Here is a 20,780-nt window from a genome sequence, read left to right on the forward strand (position 1 = left end):
GCTCTGCTTCTCTCGAAGCTCCATCGGTTCGGCAGAGATCAAGAGGAGCCTCGCAATGCGATCAATGAGAAGGGTCGGTCTGACCCTGCTGGTGCTTGCTCTGGCATGTACGTCGGCCTGCACTTCCGGTGTGCTGGCGGAAGGCGACACCACGGCATCACCTCCCGAGGCTGCAGAAGCGGCTGAGACTGCTGCTGAGAGTCCTGCCGCGTCATCGGAGGGCCCAGCGACGCCGACTGCGGCCGACGACGGGGACGAGAGTGCATCCGAGCCCGAGAGCCAGGTTGAGAGCGTCGGCCAGGCATGCTCCGACGAAGACTCCGGCTACGTCACCAGCCCGCCTGCCCTGCTTGCCGAGCTCTCGGTGCCGTTCTATCCCTGTGTCAAGGAGATGACGGCGATGCCGGGATCAGATCCGCTCTTCGTCGGCGAGTACGACACGGATCACGAGATGATCATCGTCGAGATGGAGATCGTGAACCAGTTCGACGCATCTGACTGGATCGTCACCGAGCGCACGGTAGAAGGCGACAATGCCATCACGCACGCTCAGAAGCCCGGCTACGAGCTTGTGGTCGTGATCGGTCCGAGCCGAACCGATGCAGCTGCCGCGAGCGTGCACTACACGCTTCGCGAACAGTGACCGGCCCCTGCTCGCCTCGTGCTCACCCGGCTGCAGGGGCATGGCTAGGATTGAAGCGTGGAACCAGAGGACATCGACGACTACGACCGTGAGGTCGAGTTGCAGCTGTTTCGCGAGTATCGCGATGTGGCAGGGATGTTCCGCTACGTCATCGAGACAGAGCGACGGTTCTATCTGGCGAACTCGGTCAATCTGACGCGTCACGACGCCGGAACCGACTTCTACTTCGAGATCGAGCTGACTGACGTCTGGGTCTGGGACATCTATCGGGCTGACAGGTTCGTGAAGTCCGTGCGAGTGCTCACGTTCAAAGACGTCAACGTCGAAGAGCTGCAGTCCAGAGAGATCGAGCTGCCGCAAGACCTCTCGCTCGAGGAGTAGCCCCGCACGCTCTCCACAGGTGCCGACTCTGCACAGCCAGCAGCCGGAGCTGGTGACTCCGGTGTTCGCTCGCCGATGCTGTGCTTGTGAAGGATCGAGCACAGACAGGCAGAATCGGCGAAGACCTGGCCGCAGAGCACCTTGAGCGACAGGGCTATCAGATCATCGATCGCAACTGGCGCTGTTCGCTGGGCGAGCTCGACATCGTCGCGTTCGCAGGAGGCCTCACCGTCGCGGTCGAGGTCAAGACACGGCGGAGCGCCCGCTTCGGGCCCCCGCTGGAGGCGATCACCGAAGAGAAGCTGGCTCGGCTGCGCCTGCTGGCAGTCGAGTGGATGCGGGCGCACGATCGCCGGGGACGCATCCGTCTCGACGCCATCGGCATCGAGCTGAAGCCCGAGGGCCGGGCGCGAATCCAGCACGTCGAGGCGATGTCGTGACGATCGGCCGCGCCACCAGCATCGCCCTGCACGGGCTCGAAGGCACCCTGGTTCCCGTCGAGGCCGATGTGCTGCAGGGCCTCCCGAAAGTGCACATGGTGGGAATGCCGGATGCGTCAGTGCGGCAGTCGCAGCATCGCACCTGGAGCGCGATGCGGCACTCGGGCTTCACGCCGCCTGAGACGAAGGTGGTCATCAACCTGACACCCGCGTCTCTGCCCAAAGCAGGCTCGCACTTCGACCTCGCCATCGCCATTGCGCTGCTTCGAGCAAGCAGAGTCGTGCCCGAGGAGGAGTCTGAGTCGACCGTGTGCATCGGCGAGCTGGGACTCGACGGCAGGCTTCGTCCGTCGAGGGGAGTGCTGCCGATGGTGCTCGCTGCGCAGCGATGCGGCATCGCCCGGGTTGTGGTGCCCTCGGCCAACGTGCCCGAAGCAGAGCTCGTCGACGACGTGAGCGTCATCGGCGCTGCGTCCCTCGCACATGCGGCGAGCGCGCTCGGGGCTGACATCGCTCCGTACCCGGTCGAGGCGATCCGCTTCGACGAGGTCGAGGAGGCTGAGTCGCAGAGGCTCGACATGGTCGACGTCCTGGGCAATGAGGCCGCGATCGCAGCACTCGAGCTCGCTGCCGCCGGCAGGCATCACATGATCATGGTCGGCCCGCCAGGGGCAGGCAAGACCATGCTCGCGGCACGTCTGCCGACGATCCTTCCGGAGCTGACGACCGAACAGGCCCTCGAAGCGGCGTCCGTGCGTTCGCTGACAAGCGAGAGGCCGAGCGACCGGCTCGACCTGTCTCCTCCGTTCGAGAGCCCGCACCACTCCTCGACAGCTGCGTCGCTGATCGGAGGCGGAAGCGCCGGGCAGATTCGTCCTGGTGCTGCCGTGCGAGCAGGTCACGGTGTGCTGTTCCTCGATGAGGCACCCGAGTTTCCGAGGTCGGTGCTCGACATGCTGCGCCAGCCGATCGAGTCGGGCGAAGTCGTGATCCATCGCGCACGGGGAGTCGCTCGCTTTCCGGCGAGCTTCCAGCTCGTCATGGCGGCCAACCCGTGTCCGTGCGGCAAGCTCGGCAACGGAGACTGCACCTGCAGCTCCCGAGAGCGAATGTCGTACTTCTCGCGACTCTCTGGCCCGCTCATGGACCGCATCGACCTGCAGGTGCGCGTCTCGAGGCTGAGCAGCGTCAGCCGATCGGCGGCGCAGCCCTCGGCAACGAGCAACGAGATTCGGGCGCGCGTGCTCGAAGCCCGAGCCAGAGCGAGTCATCGCCTGTGCGACACCCCCTGGCGCGCAATGGGCGAGGTGTCCGGCACGTGGCTGCGGAAGACCCATCCGCTGGCCCAGGGCGAGACGAAGGCCATCGACACGGCGCTCGAACGAGGGCTCATCACCATGCGTGGATACGACCGGATCCTTCGCATGGCCTGGACCACAGCCGATCTTGACTCGGCACCTGCTCCGACGAGCGCGCACCTGGCTCGCTCCCTTGCATTCAGAAAGGCACTGCAATGACTGCACGCAGCTCTGGCGTCCGCGGAATCTTCTCCGACAGCGAGGCCGTAGACCTTGCGAGCCCGCTCTCGGGCCCCCACGCGCGGCTCGATCCGCATCGTGCGCAGGAGGTGGCAGCCAGGGCGTGCTGGACATCCGTCGTCGAGCCCGGCGATGCATTCGGAGGCGTCGTGCGTGACGTGCTGGGCGCCGTCGAATCGCTCGAGCTGCTGGTGCGCGGCGCAGACCGGGCCGAATGGCTGCAGCGGCTCGGCTCCGAAGACCAGCAGGTCGTCGAGGGGCTGCAGGATGCGCTGAGCAGGTGGACGCCGAGGGTGCAGCCGGCCGCGTTCCGGCGGGTGATGCAGCAGGGAGCTCGCTGGCAGCAGCGTCTGATTCTGCCTGATGACGAGCACTGGCCGTCGCAGCTTGACGATCTCGGCATGAATACGCCGGCCGCGCTGTGGGTCAGGGGAGATCCCGCCAAGGTCGGCAGCCTGGCGTCGTCAGTGGCGCTGGTCGGTTCTCGAGCCGCCACGGCCTACGGAACAGAGGTCACAGCCGAACTGGCCGAGCGCGCATCCGGCGCCGGAATCGCTGTCGTGTCGGGCGGCGCCTTCGGAATCGACGCCGCTGCGCATCGCGTCGTCCTCGCTGCGGGAGGCGAGACCGTGTGCGTCCTGGCGGGTGGGCTCGACCGCTTCTACCCGTCGGCACACCAGCAGCTGATCGAGAGAATCGAAGACAAGGGTGCGGTCGTGGCCGAGGTTCCGAGCGGGGTGCCACCAGCTCGTTGGCGCTTCTTGGCTCGTAACAGGGTCATCGCCGCGCTCGTCCCAGCGACGATCGTGGTGGAGGCAGGCCGCAGGTCTGGCGCCATCAACACGGCGGGCCATGCGGCTGCGCTCGGCCGCCAGCTCGGTGCCGTCCCGGGGCCGGTCACGAGCGGAACGAGCACCGGCTGCCACCGTCTGCTTCGCGAGTACTCGGCAGAGGTGATCGAAGGCGGTGATGATCTCGTGCGCCTCGTGCACGGGGAGCAGGCCGAAGATGCGGTGCTCGACGTGGTCGGTGCTGAAGAGGTCAGGATTCTGGATGCGCTCAGCATTCGCCAGGCGCGTTCGTCATCCGAGGTTGCGCAGCTGGCAGGCCTGTCGCACGATCAGGTGCTCGGCGGCCTCGGGCTGCTCGAGCTGGCAGGGAGCGTGCGGTCAAGGCCCGACGGATTCGTCAAGACGCGTGGCACGAGTGCATGACGGAGGCCGCCGGTAGCATCGGAGCATGAGCTTTGGGAAGCATCCGGCGCCACTGACGACGCTCGCCCATTTCACCGACACGCATCTGCTGGCAGGGGGCGGTCTGCTCGGCCGCTCCATCGACACGGATGCGCGGCTCGTCGAATCGCTCGACCGGCTTCGCGAGACGGTGCGGGGGCAGGAAGCCCCGCTTGCCGCACTGATCGTCTCGGGCGACATCACTGACCTGGCCGAACCCGAAGCGTACGCCCGCGCGCTGCAGTTGCTCGACACAGCCGCCGATGAGCTCGGTGCGCAGCTCATCGTGACGCCCGGCAACCACGACGAGCGGCCGCCGATGGCAGAGCACCTGCTCGGCCTCGAGGCTTCTGAGGCGCCCCTCGATGCAGTGCACGATCTCGGCGGGCTCCGCGTCATATCGCTCGACTCCACCCTGCCCGGCTACCACCATGGCGGCTTCGATCAGGGGCAGGCAGAGTGGCTCCGCGAGCAGCTGCGCATGCCTGCGCCCCTCGGCACGGTCATCGTGATGCACCATCCGCCTGTTCCGTACAGGACCGATGTCATGCGGCTGCTCGAATTCGTCGACGATGACGAGCTCGCCGACATCGTGCGCGACACCGACGTGCGGCTCATCCTGGCGGGGCATCTGCATGTCGTCGGCGGCGGAACATGCGGGGGAGTGCCGGTCTCGGTGGCCGGTGCGATCAGCTATGTCGACGACCTCACGGTGAGCCCGGAGTCGATGCGCGGCATCGACGATGCCCAGGCATTCTCGCTTGTCGAGGTCTATGCCGAGACGATCACCCACTGGAGCGTGCAGTCGAGAGCCTACGAGGGCACGAGCCCGCTGCCTTCATCGCTGCTCGCGAAGCTCGCTTCCATGCCTGATGACGAGCGACGCGAGGCATTCAGTCGAAAGTCTCCTGCATGAGAATCGATGCGGCGATCGATGCGTTCGCAGACGAGCTGCTGCGCCAGCGCGGACTCTCCGAGAACACGGTTCGCGGCTATCGCAGCGACCTGCGGTCACTTGCAGACCATCTCGACGGACTCGGCTTGCACGAGGTTCCGCCCCTGCCTATCGACGCCCTCCGAGACTGGCTGTACGAATCGAGCGAGGCAGGGCTCGCTTCCACGACGCTGGCGCGCAGATCTGCTTCGGTGCGGCAGTTCTCAGCGTGGCTCGATCTCGAAGGCTCAGAGGCGGCGCGGCTCAAGACGCCGAAGCGCGGCGGCAGGCTTCCCCGGGTGGTCAGCCACGAGGGCATCGGCCAGCTGCTCACGACGCTCGAGGGCCTGGCAGACGAGGGCCGCCCATCCGACGTCCGCAACCTGGCGGTGTTCGAGCTGCTCTATGCGAGCGCGGTGCGCGTCAGCGAGCTCACAGGCCTCGACATCGACGACGTCGATCTGAACAGGCTCACGATCCGCGTCACAGGAAAGGGCGATCGGGATCGCGTCGTGCCGTTCGGCCGACCCGCCTTCGACGCCCTCGCGGGCTGGCTGGCCGCAAGACCCGAGCTCGCGACGCAGAAGAGCGGCCCGGCACTCTTTCTCGGAGCTCGAGGAGGCCGTCTTGGCACACGACAGGTGCGCGAGCTTGTTGCCGGGCTGCTGCAGGAGGTCCCCGGGTCAGGGCCCACCGGGCCACACACCCTTCGACATACCGCTGCGACGCATCTGCTCGATGGGGGTGCTGACCTCAGGGCTGTTCAGGAGATGCTGGGCCATGCCAGTCTCGGAACGACGCAGATCTACACGCATGTCTCTTTCGAGAGGCTCGCTTCGTCGTACAAGTCCGCGCATCCGCGCGCGTGAACCAAGCGCGATCAGAGCGGCCCGGGTCACCCAGCGGCAGGAGCACGGGGCGCTCCAATCGAAGCCACATCATCGGATCCTGATATTCGTCGTCGACCCTGACGCCGAAGTGCAGGCATGACCCGCAGCCCGCATGCACCCCTTCGATCACGGCAATCGGCTGGCCGGCAGACACTGCATCGCCTTCTGCGACGAGCGGGTGCACCGGCTCGTAGCTCGTGATGGTCGTGCCGTCTGCATGTGCGACCGAGACGACGCCGCGACTGACGATCTGGCCGGCATGATGCACGACCCCGTCGGCGACAGCGGTGACCACGGCTCCCTGAGCCGCGCGGATGTCTGCACCCCTGTGGCCTGCAGACCACGGCTGCGGCGGCTTCTCGAAGGCACGAGCCACCGCGCGCGAGTCGACCGGCCACGGCCACTGCTCGTCTGCGACGACCTGTTGCGAGGCACCCAGTTGAGAGGCACCTGTGATGCCGGCAAGCAGAGCTGCTGTGATCAGCGCGGTGACGATTCGATGCATGCGACCACAACAGCACAGCGCACCCGCCGGCACCGTGACTTCTGGTTCAATGTGGACAACGGATGCGGTGGAGAGCGTCGATCGCGCACGCCCGGCGCGGATTGCAGCAGCAGAAGCTCGGCCTCGTGTAGAATCGTATCCAGCACCTCGAATGAGGTGACTTCGCGCGCCCGAACAGGTGGCGGTCTCACGGTTCCGAATGCTGTCTCTGACAGTGATCGGCGAGGCTGACTCCCGGACGCCAGGGGGAGAGCAGAACGCCCTCCCGATCAAACCCAGAGAAAAGAGAACCATCATGGCCGTAGTAACCACGCGCCAGCTGCTCGACGCAGGTGTCCACTTCGGACACCAGACTCGCCGCTGGAACCCGAAAATGAAGCGCTTCATCTTCACCGAGCGCTCGGGCATCTACATCATCGACCTGCAGAAGTCGCTCGCCTACATCGACAGCGCCTACGACTTCGTCCGCGAGACCGTCGCGCACGGCGGCAGCGTCCTGTTCGTCGGCACCAAGAAGCAGGCTCAGGAGGCCATCGCTGAGCAGGCAACCCGCGTCGGCCAGCCGTACGTCAACCAGCGCTGGCTCGGTGGTCTGCTGACCAACTTCCAGACCGTGTCGAAGCGCCTCGCTCGCATGAAGGAGCTCGAGGAGCTCGACTTCGAGAACATCGCCACCAGCGGTTTCACGAAGAAGGAGATGCTGATCAAGCACCGCGAGCTCACCAAGCTCCACAAGTCGCTCGGCGGCATCCGCAACCTCACGAAGACGCCCAGCGCCGTCTGGATCGTCGACATGAACAAGGAGCACCTGGCGATCGACGAGGCCAAGAAGCTCGGCATCCCCGTCATCTCCATCCTCGACACCAACTGCGACCCCGACGACTCGCAGTACCCCATCCCCGGCAACGACGACGCAATCCGCTCGGTGGCTCTGCTGACCAAGCTGATCGCTGACGCGGCAGCCGAGGGTCTGCAGCAGCGTCACTCGGGCAGCGACGAGGTCGAGCCCATGGCTGAGTGGGAGCGCGAGCTGCTCGACGCTGAGACCACGTCGAAGGAAGAAGCGCCTGCTGCTGAAGAGGCTCCGGCTGCCGAGACACCTGCCGCTGAAGAAGCACCCGCTGAGGAGGCCGCTGCACCTGCAGAGGCTCCCGCAGAAGAGGCGCCCGCTGCAGACGCAGCCGCTGAATCCAACTGATCGTTCGACTCAACACACAGTTCGACTCAACACATAGGGAGGGCCATCATGGCCAACTTCAGCATTGAAGACCTCAAGGCGCTGCGCGAGCAGCTCGGAACCGGCATGACCGACACCAAGAATGCACTTGTCGAGGCAGAGGGCGACGTCGCACGGGCGACCGAGCTCCTGCGTCTCAAGGGCGCAAAGGGCAACGCCAAGCGCGCTGACCGCTCGACGTCCGAGGGCCTCGTGGCTGCTCGTGAGTCCGGCGACTCGGTGTCGATGATCGTGCTCGCCTGCGAGACCGACTTCGTCGCGAAGAACGAGAAGTTCATCGGCCTCGCCGACCAGATCGCAGATGCAGTGGCCGGAGCCGGCGCGGCTTCCGTCGACGAGGCACTCGAAGTGGCTGTCGACGGCAAGACCGTCCGCCAGCTGGTCGAAGAGCAGGCCGCCGTCATCGGCGAGAAGATCGAGCTTGCTCAGGTCTCGACGCTCAAGGGCGACAAGTTCGCTGTCTACCTGCACCGCACGTCCAAGGACCTCCCGCCGCAGGTCGGTGTGACGGTCGCATACACGGGCGACGACGCTGACACGGCTCGTGCAGTCGCTCAGCACATTGCGATGTTCGCACCCGAGCACATCACTCGCGACGAGGTCCCTGCCGACGTCGTCGAGAAGGAGCGCTCGCTCGCTGCAGAGATCGCGACCTCCGAGGGCAAGCCTGAGGCTGCGCTTCCGAAGATCGTCGAAGGACGCCTCACGGGCTTCTTCAAGCAGACGGTTCTGCTCGACCAGGCATTCGCCCGCGACAACAAGCAGTCGGTCGGTCAGGTGCTTGAGTCCGCAGGCCTCACGGTCTCCGGATTCTCGCGCTTCAAGATCGGCGCGTAATTCGATGTGAAGACGGACTGGGATCTTTCCCAGTCCGTCTTTTCACGCGCGCACCCCGTCGGGGTAGCATCGAACCACACTACGAAAGGCCAGAATGACCAACTCCAAGCGTCGTGTCCTGCTCAAGCTGTCAGGCGAGGCCTTTGGCGCCGGATCGCTGGGCGTCAACCCCGATGTGGTCTCTTCCATCGCGCGCCAGATTGCGGCGGCATCCGATGAGGTCGAGATCGCGATCGTCGTCGGCGGCGGCAACTTCTTCAGAGGCGCAGAGCTCAGCCAGCGCGGCATGGAGCGCGGCCGCGCCGACTACATGGGCATGCTGGGCACCGTGATGAACGCCCTCGCCCTGCAGGACTTCCTCGAGCAGGCAGGCGCCGAGACCCGAGTGCAGTCTGCAATCCAGATGACACAGGTTGCCGAGTCCTACATTCCGCGCCGTGCGTCGCGTCACCTCGAGAAGGGGCGCATCGTCATCTTCGGTGCCGGAGCAGGCCTGCCCTACTTCTCGACCGACACGGTAGCCGCACAGCGCGCACTGGAGATCGGCGCATCCGAAGTCCTCGTGGCCAAGAACGGCGTCGACGGCGTCTACACGGCCGACCCCCGCCACGACCCGACCGCCAGAAAGCTTGAGCGAGTCACGTACCAGGAAGCGCTTGTTCAGGGACTCAAGGTCGTCGACTCGACGTCGTTCAGCCTCTGCATGGACAACGGCATGCCGATGCGCGTGTTTGGCATGGAGGGCGAGTCATCGCTGACCCGGGCGATTATTGGTGAGCCGATCGGCACGCTCGTCACCGCAGACGCGCCGGCCGACAACTAGACTGACTACGACGAAAGGGTACGCAGTGATCAAAGAGGTTCTGGCCACGGCCAAAGAGAAGATGCAGCAGTCGGTCGAGGTTGCCAAAGACGACTTCCAGAACGTGAGCGCCGGGCGTGCGAACCCCGCGCTCTTCGAGAAGGTCATGGTCGAGTACTACGGCACGCCCACACCGCTGCAGCAGCTCGCGTCATTCCAGCAGCCCGAGGCACGCCAGCTCGTCATCACGCCGTTCGACAAGTCGGCGCTGAAAGACATCGAGCGCGCCATCGTCGCAGCTCCGCACCTCGGAGTCAGCCCGTCGAACGACGGCTCCATCGTTCGCGTCGTCATGCCTGAGCTCACCGAGGAGCGCCGCAAGGACTACGTCAAGGTCGTGAAAGACAAGGCAGAGCAGGCACGTGTCGCCATTCGCAACGTGCGACGCACCGCCATGTCTGACCTCGAGGCTCTCAAGGGCGACGTCTCAGACGACGAGATCTCGCGCGGAGGAAAAGACCTCGAGCAGATTACCAAGCAGGCGATCGACGGTGTCGAAGAGGCGCTGAAGAACAAAGAGCAAGAGCTCCTCAAGGTTTAGCGCTCACCGAAGGCACGAAGTGAAACGCCGTCCAAGGTCTGAGGATCAGGGCATCACCGAGCAGATTCGACTGGCTCGCGAGCAGGTCGAAGCGGTCAACGACCGCGTGAACAAGAAGGCAGGACGCAATCTGCCCATGGCGATTGCGGTGGCTCTGGTCCTTGGGCTGGTCGTTCTGGTAAGCGTGATCTTCGTCAAAGAGCTGTTCATCCTCGTCGGCGTCGGCCTGGTCGGCTTCGCGCTGTATGAGCTCTCGAGCGCGCTTCGATTCGCCGGCCGCGACGTGCCGCGGCTGCCGCTGCTGGTCGGCGGCACTGCCGTGGTGCCGATCGCCTACTTCTTCGGCGGCCAGGGGCTGTGGCTCGGCGTCTGTGCGACGGCCGTCGTGGTCGCACTCTGGCGTGCTGTCGAGCTGGCCGTGCGACCGCAGACTCGCACCGGCTTTCGTGCATTCGTCGCCGACATTGCAGCGGGAGTATTCTGCCTTGCCTACGTGGTCGTCCTGGGATCATTCGCCGTTCTGCTGCTGAGCATGCCCAATGGCCAGTGGTGGCTGCTGGCGTTCCTCATTGTGACGGTCGTGGTCGACACCGGCGCCCTGGTGTCGGGAGTGCTGCTGGGTCGACACAAGCTGGCGCCCCGGATCAGTCCTGGCAAGACCTGGGAGGGCTTCATCGGAGCCTTCATCCTCGCGCTCGTCGCCGGTGTGCTCCTCGCGCTGTTCATGATCTCGCAGCCGTGGTGGTTCGGACTCATCTTCGGCGGCCTCATCGCGATCGCCTCCTCGGTCGGCGATCTCATGGAGTCGCTGATCAAGCGAGACCTGAAGATCAAGGACATCTCGACGATTCTTCCGGGGCACGGCGGCTTTCTCGATCGCCTCGACTCAGTCCTGCCTTCTGCGGTGGTCGCACTGGGCCTGTACCAGTGGATCTACTAGACCGATTGCGCATGCGGGGCCTGATGGTGCTTGAATGAGTAGCGTGAGTTCGACGTTCCCCAAGGTAAAGCGATCGCAGACCGGTTACAGCACCGAGCAGGTCGAGGACTTCCTCGAGGATGCCCGCAGGGCCTATGCGGCTGAAGTCACCAAGGTCACCGGCATCGACTCCCGATACATCCGCCAGGTCAGCTTTGACCTGGTCAAGGGCGGATACTCGCCGGAGGATGTCGACTCGGCTCTGGATCGTCTCGAGGATGCATTTGCCAAGCGCGAGCGCGAACGGGCCATCGCTGAGCAGGGCGAAGAGCAGTTCTACCGCGGCGTGCAGGAAGAGGCGATGAAGGCCCTCGAGCAGCTCTCTGCCGCCGATGGCGAGAAGTTTCCGAAGGTCGGTGCCTTCACGAAGGGCTACCGCATCGCGCAGGTCGACGAGTACGCTGCTCGTCTCGCCAGCTACCTGAATGACGGGCCCGAGATGACGCCCAGCGAAGTGCTCACCAAGCGCTTTGACGCACAGCGCGGGGGATACGACGAGGATCAGGTCGATCAGACCCTTGATGTCATCGTCGGCCTGATGCGCTCCGTGCGCTAGACACGCGGCAGACGCAGTTCTTCCGGACGTTACCGTTCCGTGATATTCTGCTCAGGATGTTCAGCAAACCAGCCTCCGCAGACAGCCGTTCGACGACGCGAAAAGCCGTATCCATCGGCGCGCTCCTTGCAGCCAGCGGATTCGTTCTGGCCACGATGCTGAACCCCGCCTCAGCGTCATTCGCTGAGCCGCAGACGCTTCCGAGCCTCGACCTGCCGGCGCAGGCCATGACAGCGGTCGAAGGCAACGGCGTCTCGTTCGAGCAGGACGAGTTCACTGTCGAGTCGCCCACGCCGACCCCGTCAGAGACGGCTTCTGAATCGTCCGGCTCTGATGACGACGGCGACTCATCCGTCAGCGTCCCGCAGGCTGACGCACCCGACCCCGGCTCGGCCCAGGCGATCGCGCGTGAGATGCTCGCAGCCAAGGGCTGGGGCGATGACCAGTACTCGTGCCTCTACAACCTCTGGATGCGCGAGTCCAACTGGAACGTGTATGCACAGAACCCCTCGAGCGGTGCCTACGGCATTCCCCAGTCGCTCCCCGGCAGCAAGATGGCTTCGGCTGGCGGCGACTGGCAGACCAACGCCGCCACGCAGATCAAGTGGGGCATCGGCTACATCGAGGGCCGCTACGGCACGCCTTGTGGCGCATGGGGTCACTCCGAAGCAGTGGGCTGGTACTAGAGGCTCATGGCTCGCAGACGTCGATCACAGCGACGTCAGCAGCCGCATACTCCGCTTGACGTAGACAGGGTCTCATTCGGCATTCCTCGCACCGAGGTGCGCAGGGGCATTTCGTGGTCGGTTCAGCCGGTCTCTCCGTCACGCGCACTGAAGGCGTACAAGTGCCCTGGCTGTTCGGGCGAGGTCGTCGAAGGCACAGCGCATCTCGTCGCGTGGCGTGCCGACTCGATCTTGGGCGACGAGGCCGCCATCTCAGAGCGTCGCCACTGGCACACCAGGTGCTGGCAGGCCTCTTGATCCCTCCGTCAGGAGCACCCGCCTCAGCGGGCCTCTTGGCGTGGGATGACCACCTCGCGGACGATCAGCTGAATCGCCGCTGCCAGAGGCACTGCGACGAGGGCACCGAGTATGCCGAGCAGCGTGCCGCCGATGAGCGCTGCGAGCACGACCGCCACGGGCGGCACCTTGACAGCGCGCTTCATCACCTGGGGGCTGATGCCGTACGCCTCGACCTGCATGTAGATCAGGTAGTAGCCGGCGACCCACAGCGCCTTCTGGGGATCATCGAGCAGTGCGACGAGTCCCGTGATGACGACGGAGGCCGACAGGGTGCCCACGAGCGGAATCATGGAGGCGAAGAATGCCAGGAACGCGTAGACCGCGGCGAGCTCGTTGCGCAGGATCGACAGCAGCACGAACGTCAGGACGCCGTTCGTGAGGCCCAGGAAGAACTGGCCCATCACGAATCGACCGACGGACGCCATGATCTGCTCGGAGATCGAGATGAACTTGGTGCGGCTCGAGATCGGCACGAGCTTGTACATGCCGGCTTTCATGGCCGGGAGCGAGACGACGAAGAAGAGCATCAGCACCATGACGATGAAGATGCCGCCCGCTGCGATCACGACCTGCTCGACGGTGCCGAACACACCCTGGACGATGCCCGCGAGCCACGGCGGCAGCTCGGTCCAGGTCTCTGGTGCGCCAAATGTCACGACGACCGTCTCGATCATCCCGTCGACGTCGAGGGCCGGAAACACGTCCTGCACCCAGGTCTTGGCGTCGTCGAGGGCACCGTGCTGAATGTTTGCGACGATGCCCTTCACGAGTTCGGTGAACTGGCCGACGATCACCGGGATGATGATCAGCATCGCGCCGGTGAGGGCTCCGATCACCACAACCATGAGGGTGAGGAGGGCGGCCCAGCGCGGAAAGCCCCTTCGCATGAGGAACTGCACTGCCGGCTCGAGGCCGAGCGCGATGAAGATCGCTGCGAACGCGTACAGGAGAATCGTCTGGATCTGCAGAACTGCGGTGCCGATGACAATCGCCAGCAGCACACCGAGGCCGCCGAGCAAGCCGATCTGGAACGCATTCTTGATCTTCACGCGGGTTCCCAACATTGTGAACTGACGATGAGTCGCGGCCGCAGGTGGTCGCGGATTGACACCCTACGGTACCCTGGAACACTGCAAGCTGGACGCGTGGCGTGCCGCGGCTCGGGGTTTCCGCGCCCGGCTTGCCACCGTTGAAGGGATATGGAGACTTTTGCGATACGTGCTTTCTGCAATCAGCCTTGTGCTGGCAATTGCGTTCTTCGCACTGGGCATTGCGCAGCGCACCATCTGGTCGCCGCCTGACACCCTCGTGCAGCAGGTTGAAGAGCAGGTGACCACGCCTGCGCTGCTGGTCGACACCTCTGTGCTGACATACCACGAGGGCGCCGAGACGCTGCAGGTCGAGAGCGACGGCCCGATCACTGTGATCGTCGGCCGGACGCACGATCTCGTCGGCTGGCTCGGCGAGACCCCCTACACGGTTGCCACCGCGCAGTCGGGTGCTGAGGTCAGCACCGAAGTCGTGGAGGAGGGTTCGGCTGAGCTCCCCGAATCGTTCGAGAACGACCTCTGGCAGGACTTCCACGAGGGCGAGGGCTCGCTCGAGATCCCGATGGATCTGCCGAACGGAACATCGGTCCTCGTCATCGGCGACGGCGTCTCCGCCGCACCGAGCGACGTCCAGGTCATCTGGCCCAACGCGGCCAAGTACCCGCTGTTCGGCCCATTCATCACGGCAGGCTTCGTGCTGCTGTTCTTCGCCGTGCTGTTCCTGGCTCTCGGCCTGGCCAACCACCGCCGCAAGCGAGGCCCGCAGCGAGCCACGGCCAAGGAGCTCACACGCTCCGATCGCCGAGCCATTGCGAAGGGCAAGGCTCCGCTCGCCATCCGCGGTGCTGAGCCCGAGCCTTCGCCGGAGTCCGCATCCGCTGACGAACCCCCCGCACCCGAAGCCGAACCTTCCGCCCCTGAAGACGCACAGAGCTCCGAGACAACAGACGACAGCAAGAACAAGGAGGACGATGAGAATGCGTAAGCGATTCCGTTCCCTGGTCGTCGCGACCTCTGCGGTGCTGCTCTCAGTCTCGCTCGTCGCGTGCGGCCCCGAGTACTGGCCGAGCAGCGAGGAAGAGCCTTCGGCGAGCCCCGGAGCATCACCGTCTCCTTCGACACTCGAAGAGACGCTTCCCAAGCCGTCGATCACCGTGAGCCAGTTCGAGCGTGTCCTCGAAGAGACGCGTGCCACCATCGCGCAGGCCGATGAGGAGCGCGACACCTCTGTGCTCGAGGCTCGTGTCGGCGGCAGCGTGCTCGAGACGCGCGGCGCCAATTACGAGGCGCTCGCTGAAGACGACAGCGTCGAGCCGGCCAGCGGCATCCCCGACGGCGAAGTGCAGCTCGTGCTGCCGCAGCAGAACGAGTCATGGCCGCGTCACGTGCTCGCGGTTGTCGGATGGCAGGACGAGAGCCAGGTGCCTCAGGCGCTGATCTTCGAGCAGGTGAGCGCTCGCAGTGACTTCAAGCTGGTCTACCAGGTGTATCTCCAGGTGGGCATCCAGCTGCCGGAGCTTGCCGCCAGCCAGGTCGGAGCACCCGTGATCGCGGGTGACTCCAGCCTGACGATGCTGCCTCCGAGTCAGGTTCCGGGCGCATATGCAGACATCATGACGACGGGGGAGAAGGCGGATCATTACGGCGCCTTCGCTGCTGAGCCCGATGAGCTTCGCGAAGGCCTGGGCTACGAGCACAAGCAGAAGAACTACGTCGACAACAAGGACTTCGAGCTGATCGACTTCGAATTCTCGAATGACAGGGGCAGCTCTCCTGTGATCTCCTTCAGCACGAAGGACGGCGGCGCACTTGTGGCCGGCTCGTTCACTGAGAGCACGGAGTTCGAGCTCACAGAAGACGGCGTCTCGGTGACCCTCTCGGATTCGCGCAGCGGCATGCGAGCGCTGCTCGGAGGCGAGGAGAAGATCGAATCCGACATCAGGCGCGTCGACGAGTACCAGGTGCTCGTCTATGTTCCGCCGGCGCCTCGCGATGGCGAGGAGCCTGGTCAGATCGAGATGCTCGGATACAACGCGGCAATCGTGAAAGCAGAGGAGATCGGTTGATGAGTGAACAGCTTCCTTCGGGAATCGCAGGAGCAGTCGACCTCTCGGGCCTTGGCAAGCCAAAGCCTGAGCAGGGCGCATCGGGCACACGCTCGAAGCTGGTGATCGACGCCACCGAGGCTGACTTCCAGCAGGTGGTCGAGCTGTCGACGCGCGTTCCGGTGATCGTCGACCTCTGGTCTGCTCGTGCGGTGCAGTCGCAGCAGCTCTCTCCGGTGCTCGAAGAGCTCGTCGAGTCGTACGCCGGTCAGCTCGTGCTGGCCAAGGTCGACGCCGACAGCAACCCGCAGCTGCAGCAGGCGTTTCAGGCGCAGAGCGTTCCGACCGTCGTTGCGCTGATCGGTGGCCGTCCGGCTCCGCTCTTCGCCGGCGATCAGCCCAAGGAGCAGATCAAGGCCGTGTTCGACCAGGTGCTGCAGATCGCCGCTCAGGAGGGCATCACCGGTCGCCTTCCGACTGATGACGCCCACGTCGAGCAGAGCGAGGAAGAGACGGAGAAGCCGCTTCCTCCGCTGCACCAGAAGGCCTACGACGCGCTGCAGGCAGGAGACTTCGATGCCGCCGGCCAGGCCTATGACAAGGCGCTGCAGGAGAACCCGGGCGACTCCGACGCATCAGCGGGCCGAGCTCAGGTGAGGCTGCTGCAGCGGCTGCAGGGCAAGTCCCTCGACGACATCCGCGCGGAAGGCGCTGCCGCTCCTGACGACCTCGAGAAGCAGATGCTGGTGGCAGACCTCGATCTGTCAGGCGGCCATGTCGACGATGCATTCGGCAGGCTGCTCGACCTCTTCCCGGGCGCCGGCGACCAGAAGGACGCAGTTCGCTCACGCCTCCTCGAGCTGTTCGAGATCGTCGGCAACGACGACGCTCGCGTCAACGCCGCCCGCCGTCGCCTGACGCTGCTGCTCTACTGATCGGCCGGTGCAGCCGGCTTGAGCATCAGCCCGCCGAAGGGCGGGACGCGGATGGTCGCAACGGCGCCGTGGTCGCCTTCGATCGCTTCGACGCGGCCGAGATTGCCGACGCCGGATCCGCCGAACTCCTCGGCGTCCGAGTTGAGCAGCTCGAGCCAAGTGCCCGCATGCGGCAGGCGCAGCCGGTAGCCCTCGATGGGCACGCCTGAGAAGTTGTGCACGCAGGCGACAGACCCTCCGTCGTGGTCGTGACGGATGAACGCGATCAGGCTGTCGCTGACGTTGCCGCCGTCGATCCAAGAGAACCCGCCTGGATCGTTGTCGCGTGCCCAGAGCGCCGGAGTGTCGCGGTAGATGCGGTTCAGCGAGGCGACGAGTCTCTGCAGCCCTGCGTGCGAAGGCTGATCGAGCATCCACCAGTCCAGTCCGCGTGCCTCGCTCCATTCGCTCATCTGCCCGAACTCCTGGCCCATGAAGAGCAGCTGCTTGCCGGGGTGCGCCCACATGAATGTCAGGTAGCCGCGGGTGTTCGCGAGCTTCTGCCAGTGGTCGCCGGGCATCTTCGAGACCAGCGACCCCTTGCCGTGCACGACCTCGTCGTGGCTGATCGGCAGCATGTAGTTCTCGCTGAACGCGTAGAGGAACGAGAACGTGATCTCACCGTGGTGGTGCGACCTGTGCATGGGGTCGCGCTCCATGTACTGCAGCGAGTCGTGCATCCATCCCATGTTCCACTTTGCGCCGAACCCGAGCCCGCCGCCTGAGGTGGGATGGGTGACGCCGGGGAACGACGTCGACTCCTCCGCGATCATGATGGAGCCGGGGTTGCGACGGTAGGCCGTCGCAGTGGCCTCCTTGAGGAAGTCGATGGCCTCGAGGTTCTCGCGGCCGCCGTGCTGGTTCGGGGTCCACTGGCCGTCTTCGCGTGAGTAGTCGAGGTACAGCATGGATGCGACGGCGTCGACGCGCAGGCCGTCGATGTGAAACTCCTCGAGCCAGTACAGGGCGTTGGCGACGAGGAAGTTGCGGACTTCGCGCCGGCCGTAGTCGAAGATCAGGGTTCCCCAGTCGGGGTGCTCGCCGCGGTTCGGATCCGGGTGCTCGAACAGGTGCGTGCCGTCGAAGCGTGCAAGTGCCCAAGCATCCTTCGGAAAATGCGCGGGGACCCAGTCGAGCAGCACGCCGTAGCCAGCCCGGTGCAGCCGGTCGATCAGCTCCTTCAGCTCGTCGGGCGAGCCCCATCTGGCCGTCGGCGCGTAGTAGCCGGTCACCTGGTAGCCCCACGACGGCCCGTACGGGTGCTCGGCAAGCGGCATGAACTCGACGTGCGTGAAGCCGGTCTCGTCGAGATGCGCGATCAGCTCGTCGGCGATCGTCGCGTAGCCGAGTCCCTCGCGCCACGAGCCGAGGTGCACCTCGTACACCGACATCGCAGACTCGTGCGGGTTTGTCGCTGCGCGGCCGCGCATCCACTCGTCGTCGCCCCATTCGTGTGCCGATTCGTCGACGACCGACGCTGTCGAGGGCGGCACCTCGGTTCGCCTGGCGAAGGGGTCGGCCCGATCTGTCCAGCCCTCGTCAGTGAGCAGCTCGAACTTGTAGAGCGTGCCTGCGGCAACAGCGGGCACGAAGAGCTCCCAGACGCCGCTCGAACCCATCGTGCGCATCGGATGCAGCACGCCGTTCCAGTCGTTGAACGAACCCTTGACGCGAACAGCATGGGCGTTGGGCGCCCACACGGTGAACCGCGTGCCGGCCACGCCCTCGTGCTCGAGCACGCGTGCTCCCAGCTCGTTCCACGCCTCCTCAAGACGCCCCTCGCGCCAGAGGTGCAGTGCGAGCTCGCCGACAGCCGGCGTGAACCGATACGGGTCGTCGGCCTCCCAGGTGCTTCCGTCGGAGTAGACCGTGAGCACGCGGTAGCTCTTCGGGCGAGCCGGCAGCAGCGCCTGCCAGACCCCGTGACCGAGGTGCTCGGCGACATGGCTGTCTCCGGCCTCGTCGAGAACGCTGACGGATTCGGCCAGATGCCGCACAGCGCGAACAGCAGTCTCGCGTCCGAGCTCATGGGCGCCGAGGAACGCGTGCGGCTCCGGGTCGGCACCGGCTGCCAGGCGCTCGAGGTCAGCTGCGTGCATCGGGTGCTCCAGTCGTGATCGGAAGAACGTGCACGATGTGCACAGGCTCTCTGTAGGCGTCGAGCAGCACGAAGTTGTCGCGGCCCCACTCCCAGCGCTCGCCCGTGATGAGATCGTGGGCGATGAATCGGTCTGCATCGGCCATTCCGAGCGCGTGCATGTCGAGGTGAATGGTCGTCTGGCGCCCCGAGTGTGGGTCGACGTTGGCGACCACGATGATCGTGTCGTCGAGCCCGCTCTCGGTGAAGCGCCCCTCGATGTGCTTCGAGTAGACGAGGATCGCGTCATCGTCGGAGTCGTGCACGACAGTGGAGCGCAGCTGTGCGATCGACGGATGCGCGGCACGGATGCGTCCGAGCCTGGTGATGTAGGGGGCAAGTGTTGCGTCTGTGCCCTCGACCCCCGCCCAGTCGCGCTGCTTGTACTCGTACTTCTCGTTGTCGATGTTCTCTTCAGAGCCCGGCCTCGCGACATTCTCCATGAGCTCGTAGCCCGCATACATGCCCCATGAGGGCGACGCAGTCGCGGCGACTGCCGCACGGATCTTGTACGCGGCGCGGCCGCCGAACTGCAGGTACTCCGTGAGGATGTCGGGCGTGTTCACCCAGAAGTTCGGCCGGAACCAGTCGGCCTGGCGACCCGAGACCTCCTGGAGGTACTGCTCGAGCTCCTCCTTCGTGTTGCGCCACGTGAAGTAGGTGTACGACTGCTGGAACCCGACCTTGCCGAGTGTCTGCATCATCGCCGGGCGCGTGAATGCCTCGGCCAGGAAGACCACGTGGGGGTGCTTGGCCGTCACTTCGCGAATGAGCCACTCCCAGAACCAGACCGGCTTGGTGTGCGGATTGTCGACCCTGAAGATCTGCACACCCAGCGCGATCCACTTCTCGACGATGCGCAGCACCTCAGCGGCAAGCGACTCGGGAGCGTTGTCGAAGTTGATCGGATAGATGTCCTGGTACTTCTTCGGCGGATTCTCGGCGTACGCGATCGTGCCGTCTGGCAGTGTCGTGAACCATTCCGGGTGCTGTCTGACCCACGGGTGGTCAGGCGATGCCTGCAACGCGAGGTCGAGTGCGATCTCGAGGCCCAGCGCCTCTGCCGCTTGCACGAAGCGCGCGAAGTCGTCTTCTGTGCCGAGGTCGGGGTGCACGGCGTCGTGGCCGCCCTCTGCAGCACCGATCGCCCATGGGCTGCCCGGGTCTCCGGATGCGGCGTGCAGGGTGTTGTTCGGCCCCTTGCGATTCGTGCGTCCGATGGGATGAATCGGCGGCAGATACACGACGTCGAAGCCCATGGCCTTGACGGCAGGAAGGCGCTCCGCCGCAGTGGCGAACGTGCCTGACTGCCAGCCCGCATTGGTCTTGACAGCGCCTTCTGACCTCGGGAAGAACTCGTACCAGGCGCCGACCCCGGCGCGGGTGCGCTCCACCAGGAGCCGCTGCGTCTCGGATTCGGTCTCGAGATCGATCGGCGGGTTCGCAGCTGCCTGCTCCTGCACGCGGTCGCTGCTCACGAGTGCCCAGCGGTCGGCGGGGGAGGCGGTCTGGTCTCGCAGCGCGGCGATCGATGCAGCATCGGCACGGGCTCGCTCGAGCAGCCGCGCCCCGGTCTCGAACATGAGCTCGACGTCGATGCCGGCACCGATCTTGATCTCGGCATTGTGCATCCAGGTGGCCCACTCGTCGCTGAAGGCGATGACCCTCCAGGTCCAGAGGCCCGTCTCGCGCACCTGGACGTCGACGCGGAATCTGTCTGTTCCCGGCGCCACCAGCGTCATGCGGTGCTTGCTGACCGCACCAGAAGGCGAGGTCAGCGACAGCTCGACGCCGAGTGCGTCGTGCCCTTCTCTGAAGACCGTGGCCTCGAACGGCACGACTTCTGAGACGACGGCCTTGGCCGGAAAGCGGCCCCCAGGCACGCTCGGCGTCAGGTCGTCGATGGGGATCCGGCCGGTATGAGCATGCAGTGAAGCGTCCACGGACTCAACGCTACCGGGACGGATGCCGATGA

The 20,780-nt window shown here is 65.3% G+C and carries 21 protein-coding genes; 17 read left to right on the top strand and 4 right to left on the bottom strand.

The annotated features are described in order from the left end of the window. The first annotated feature begins 55 nt into the window (after positions 1-55). The 7 genes from CZ674_RS05305 to CZ674_RS05335 all read left to right on the top strand — a co-directional run bounded on the left by CZ674_RS05305 (position 56) and on the right by CZ674_RS05335 (position 6,037). Positions 56-643, top strand: coding sequence for a hypothetical protein (locus CZ674_RS05305; protein ID WP_086991491.1), 588 nt, complete (start codon positions 56-58; stop codon positions 641-643). Positions 644-700: 57 nt separating this feature from the next. Next, positions 701-1,024 (top strand): DUF2469 domain-containing protein, encoded by a 324-nt coding sequence (locus CZ674_RS05310; RefSeq protein ID WP_086991492.1) that lies wholly within the window; start codon positions 701-703, stop codon positions 1,022-1,024. Between the two features lie 86 nt (positions 1,025-1,110). Further along, positions 1,111-1,464, top strand: a complete 354-nt coding sequence (locus tag CZ674_RS05315) for a YraN family protein (protein WP_086991493.1) — start codon at positions 1,111-1,113, stop codon at positions 1,462-1,464. Further along, positions 1,461-2,981 (top strand): YifB family Mg chelatase-like AAA ATPase, encoded by a 1,521-nt coding sequence (locus CZ674_RS05320; RefSeq protein WP_086991494.1) that lies wholly within the window; start codon positions 1,461-1,463, stop codon positions 2,979-2,981. Before CZ674_RS05315 ends, CZ674_RS05320 begins: the two co-directional genes overlap by 4 nt. Continuing rightward, the gene (gene dprA, locus CZ674_RS05325; RefSeq protein WP_086991495.1) at positions 2,978-4,216 is read left to right on the top strand and encodes a DNA-processing protein DprA; all 1,239 of its coding nucleotides are present in this window, start codon (positions 2,978-2,980) and stop codon (positions 4,214-4,216) included. The genes CZ674_RS05320 and dprA overlap by 4 nt, the downstream gene beginning before the upstream one ends. A 25-nt stretch (positions 4,217-4,241) precedes the next feature. Then, positions 4,242-5,150, top strand: coding sequence for a metallophosphoesterase family protein (locus tag CZ674_RS05330; protein ID WP_086991496.1), 909 nt, complete (start codon positions 4,242-4,244; stop codon positions 5,148-5,150). Beyond that, complete coding sequence (locus tag CZ674_RS05335; RefSeq protein ID WP_086991497.1) at positions 5,147-6,037, top strand: tyrosine recombinase XerC; 891 nt, start codon at positions 5,147-5,149, stop codon at positions 6,035-6,037. The genes CZ674_RS05330 and CZ674_RS05335 overlap by 4 nt, the downstream gene beginning before the upstream one ends. Here CZ674_RS05335 and CZ674_RS14150 read toward each other — a convergent pair. Then, positions 5,922-6,563: a murein hydrolase activator EnvC family protein gene (locus CZ674_RS14150; RefSeq protein ID WP_159456910.1), complete on the bottom strand. Its 642-nt coding sequence runs from the start codon at positions 6,561-6,563 to the stop codon at positions 5,922-5,924. The genes CZ674_RS05335 and CZ674_RS14150 overlap by 116 nt on opposite strands. Positions 6,564-6,858: 295 nt before the next feature. On the opposite strand from CZ674_RS14150, the gene rpsB reads away from it, so the two are divergent. From rpsB to CZ674_RS05375, 7 genes are all read left to right on the top strand, one after another. Next, positions 6,859-7,761, top strand: coding sequence for a 30S ribosomal protein S2 (gene rpsB, locus CZ674_RS05345; protein ID WP_086991498.1), 903 nt, complete (start codon positions 6,859-6,861; stop codon positions 7,759-7,761). A 48-nt stretch (positions 7,762-7,809) separates the two neighbouring features. After that, positions 7,810-8,637: a translation elongation factor Ts gene (tsf, locus tag CZ674_RS05350; RefSeq protein ID WP_086991499.1), complete on the top strand. Its 828-nt coding sequence runs from the start codon at positions 7,810-7,812 to the stop codon at positions 8,635-8,637. Positions 8,638-8,731: 94 nt separating this feature from the next. After that, the gene (pyrH, locus tag CZ674_RS05355; protein WP_086991500.1) at positions 8,732-9,460 is read left to right on the top strand and encodes a UMP kinase; all 729 of its coding nucleotides are present in this window, start codon (positions 8,732-8,734) and stop codon (positions 9,458-9,460) included. Between the two features lie 25 nt (positions 9,461-9,485). Then, the gene (gene frr / locus CZ674_RS05360) at positions 9,486-10,040 is read left to right on the top strand and encodes a ribosome recycling factor (RefSeq protein ID WP_086991501.1); all 555 of its coding nucleotides are present in this window, start codon (positions 9,486-9,488) and stop codon (positions 10,038-10,040) included. A gap of 19 nt (positions 10,041-10,059) precedes the next feature. Beyond that, positions 10,060-10,980 (top strand): phosphatidate cytidylyltransferase, encoded by a 921-nt coding sequence (locus CZ674_RS05365; RefSeq protein ID WP_234988444.1) that lies wholly within the window; start codon positions 10,060-10,062, stop codon positions 10,978-10,980. Between the two features lie 43 nt (positions 10,981-11,023). Then, positions 11,024-11,575, top strand: a complete 552-nt coding sequence (locus tag CZ674_RS05370; protein WP_159456911.1) for a DivIVA domain-containing protein — start codon at positions 11,024-11,026, stop codon at positions 11,573-11,575. A gap of 56 nt (positions 11,576-11,631) precedes the next feature. Next, positions 11,632-12,261, top strand: coding sequence for an aggregation-promoting factor C-terminal-like domain-containing protein (locus CZ674_RS05375; RefSeq protein WP_086991503.1), 630 nt, complete (start codon positions 11,632-11,634; stop codon positions 12,259-12,261). Positions 12,262-12,581: 320 nt separating this feature from the next. Here CZ674_RS05375 and CZ674_RS05385 read toward each other — a convergent pair whose 3' ends face one another. Then, the gene (locus CZ674_RS05385) at positions 12,582-13,649 is read right to left on the bottom strand and encodes an AI-2E family transporter (protein WP_086991505.1); all 1,068 of its coding nucleotides are present in this window, start codon (positions 13,647-13,649) and stop codon (positions 12,582-12,584) included. 169 nt (positions 13,650-13,818) lie between these two features. Here CZ674_RS05385 and CZ674_RS05390 point away from each other — a divergent pair, with 169 nt between their 5' ends. The 3 genes from CZ674_RS05390 to CZ674_RS05400 are packed head-to-tail and all read left to right on the top strand — an operon-like array spanning position 13,819 to position 16,629. After that, on the top strand, positions 13,819-14,634 hold the full coding sequence (locus CZ674_RS05390; RefSeq protein ID WP_143244655.1) for a hypothetical protein: 816 nt from the start codon (positions 13,819-13,821) through the stop codon (positions 14,632-14,634). Then, positions 14,627-15,715 (top strand): hypothetical protein, encoded by a 1,089-nt coding sequence (locus CZ674_RS05395; protein ID WP_086991507.1) that lies wholly within the window; start codon positions 14,627-14,629, stop codon positions 15,713-15,715. The genes CZ674_RS05390 and CZ674_RS05395 overlap by 8 nt, the downstream gene beginning before the upstream one ends. Beyond that, entirely contained in the window at positions 15,715-16,629 is a 915-nt protein-coding gene (locus CZ674_RS05400; protein ID WP_086991508.1) for a tetratricopeptide repeat protein, read from the top strand. The genes CZ674_RS05395 and CZ674_RS05400 overlap by 1 nt, the downstream gene beginning before the upstream one ends. Here CZ674_RS05400 and glgB read toward each other — a convergent pair. Together glgB and CZ674_RS05410 are read right to left on the bottom strand one after the other, a co-directional pair. Continuing rightward, on the bottom strand, positions 16,623-18,767 hold the full coding sequence (gene glgB, locus CZ674_RS05405) for a 1,4-alpha-glucan branching protein GlgB (protein ID WP_086991509.1): 2,145 nt from the start codon (positions 18,765-18,767) through the stop codon (positions 16,623-16,625). The two genes, CZ674_RS05400 and glgB, sit on opposite strands and share 7 nt — an antisense overlap. Beyond that, a complete protein-coding gene (locus tag CZ674_RS05410) occupies positions 18,754-20,748 on the bottom strand; it encodes an alpha-1,4-glucan--maltose-1-phosphate maltosyltransferase (protein ID WP_234988446.1) in 1,995 nt (664 codons plus the stop codon). Before CZ674_RS05410 ends, glgB begins: the two co-directional genes overlap by 14 nt. Between the last annotated feature and the right edge of the window lie 32 nt (positions 20,749-20,780).

It is taken from the genome of Agrococcus casei LMG 22410, from assembly GCF_900163565.1.
In the GTDB taxonomy this organism is placed as follows: Bacteria; Actinomycetota; Actinomycetes; order Actinomycetales; family Microbacteriaceae; genus Agrococcus; species Agrococcus casei.

Bases quoted from the DNA above. Each gene is read 5' to 3' on its own strand.
- CZ674_RS14150 (WP_159456910.1), bottom strand. From the start codon at position 6,563: ATGCATCGAATCGTCACCGCGCTGATCACAGCAGCTCTGCTTGCCGGC.
- CZ674_RS05400 (WP_086991508.1), top strand. From the start codon at position 15,715: ATGAGTGAACAGCTTCCTTCGGGAATCGCAGGAGCAGTCGACCTCTCG.
- tsf (WP_086991499.1), top strand. From the start codon at position 7,810: ATGGCCAACTTCAGCATTGAAGACCTCAAGGCGCTGCGCGAGCAGCTC.
- dprA (WP_086991495.1), top strand. From the start codon at position 2,978: ATGACTGCACGCAGCTCTGGCGTCCGCGGAATCTTCTCCGACAGCGAG.
- CZ674_RS05375 (WP_086991503.1), top strand. From the start codon at position 11,632: ATGTTCAGCAAACCAGCCTCCGCAGACAGCCGTTCGACGACGCGAAAA.
- pyrH (WP_086991500.1), top strand. From the start codon at position 8,732: ATGACCAACTCCAAGCGTCGTGTCCTGCTCAAGCTGTCAGGCGAGGCC.
- CZ674_RS05395 (WP_086991507.1), top strand. From the start codon at position 14,627: ATGCGTAAGCGATTCCGTTCCCTGGTCGTCGCGACCTCTGCGGTGCTG.
- CZ674_RS05305 (WP_086991491.1), top strand. From the start codon at position 56: ATGCGATCAATGAGAAGGGTCGGTCTGACCCTGCTGGTGCTTGCTCTG.
- rpsB (WP_086991498.1), top strand. From the start codon at position 6,859: ATGGCCGTAGTAACCACGCGCCAGCTGCTCGACGCAGGTGTCCACTTC.
- CZ674_RS05335 (WP_086991497.1), top strand. From the start codon at position 5,147: ATGAGAATCGATGCGGCGATCGATGCGTTCGCAGACGAGCTGCTGCGC.
- glgB (WP_086991509.1), bottom strand. From the start codon at position 18,767: ATGCACGCAGCTGACCTCGAGCGCCTGGCAGCCGGTGCCGACCCGGAG.
- CZ674_RS05330 (WP_086991496.1), top strand. From the start codon at position 4,242: ATGAGCTTTGGGAAGCATCCGGCGCCACTGACGACGCTCGCCCATTTC.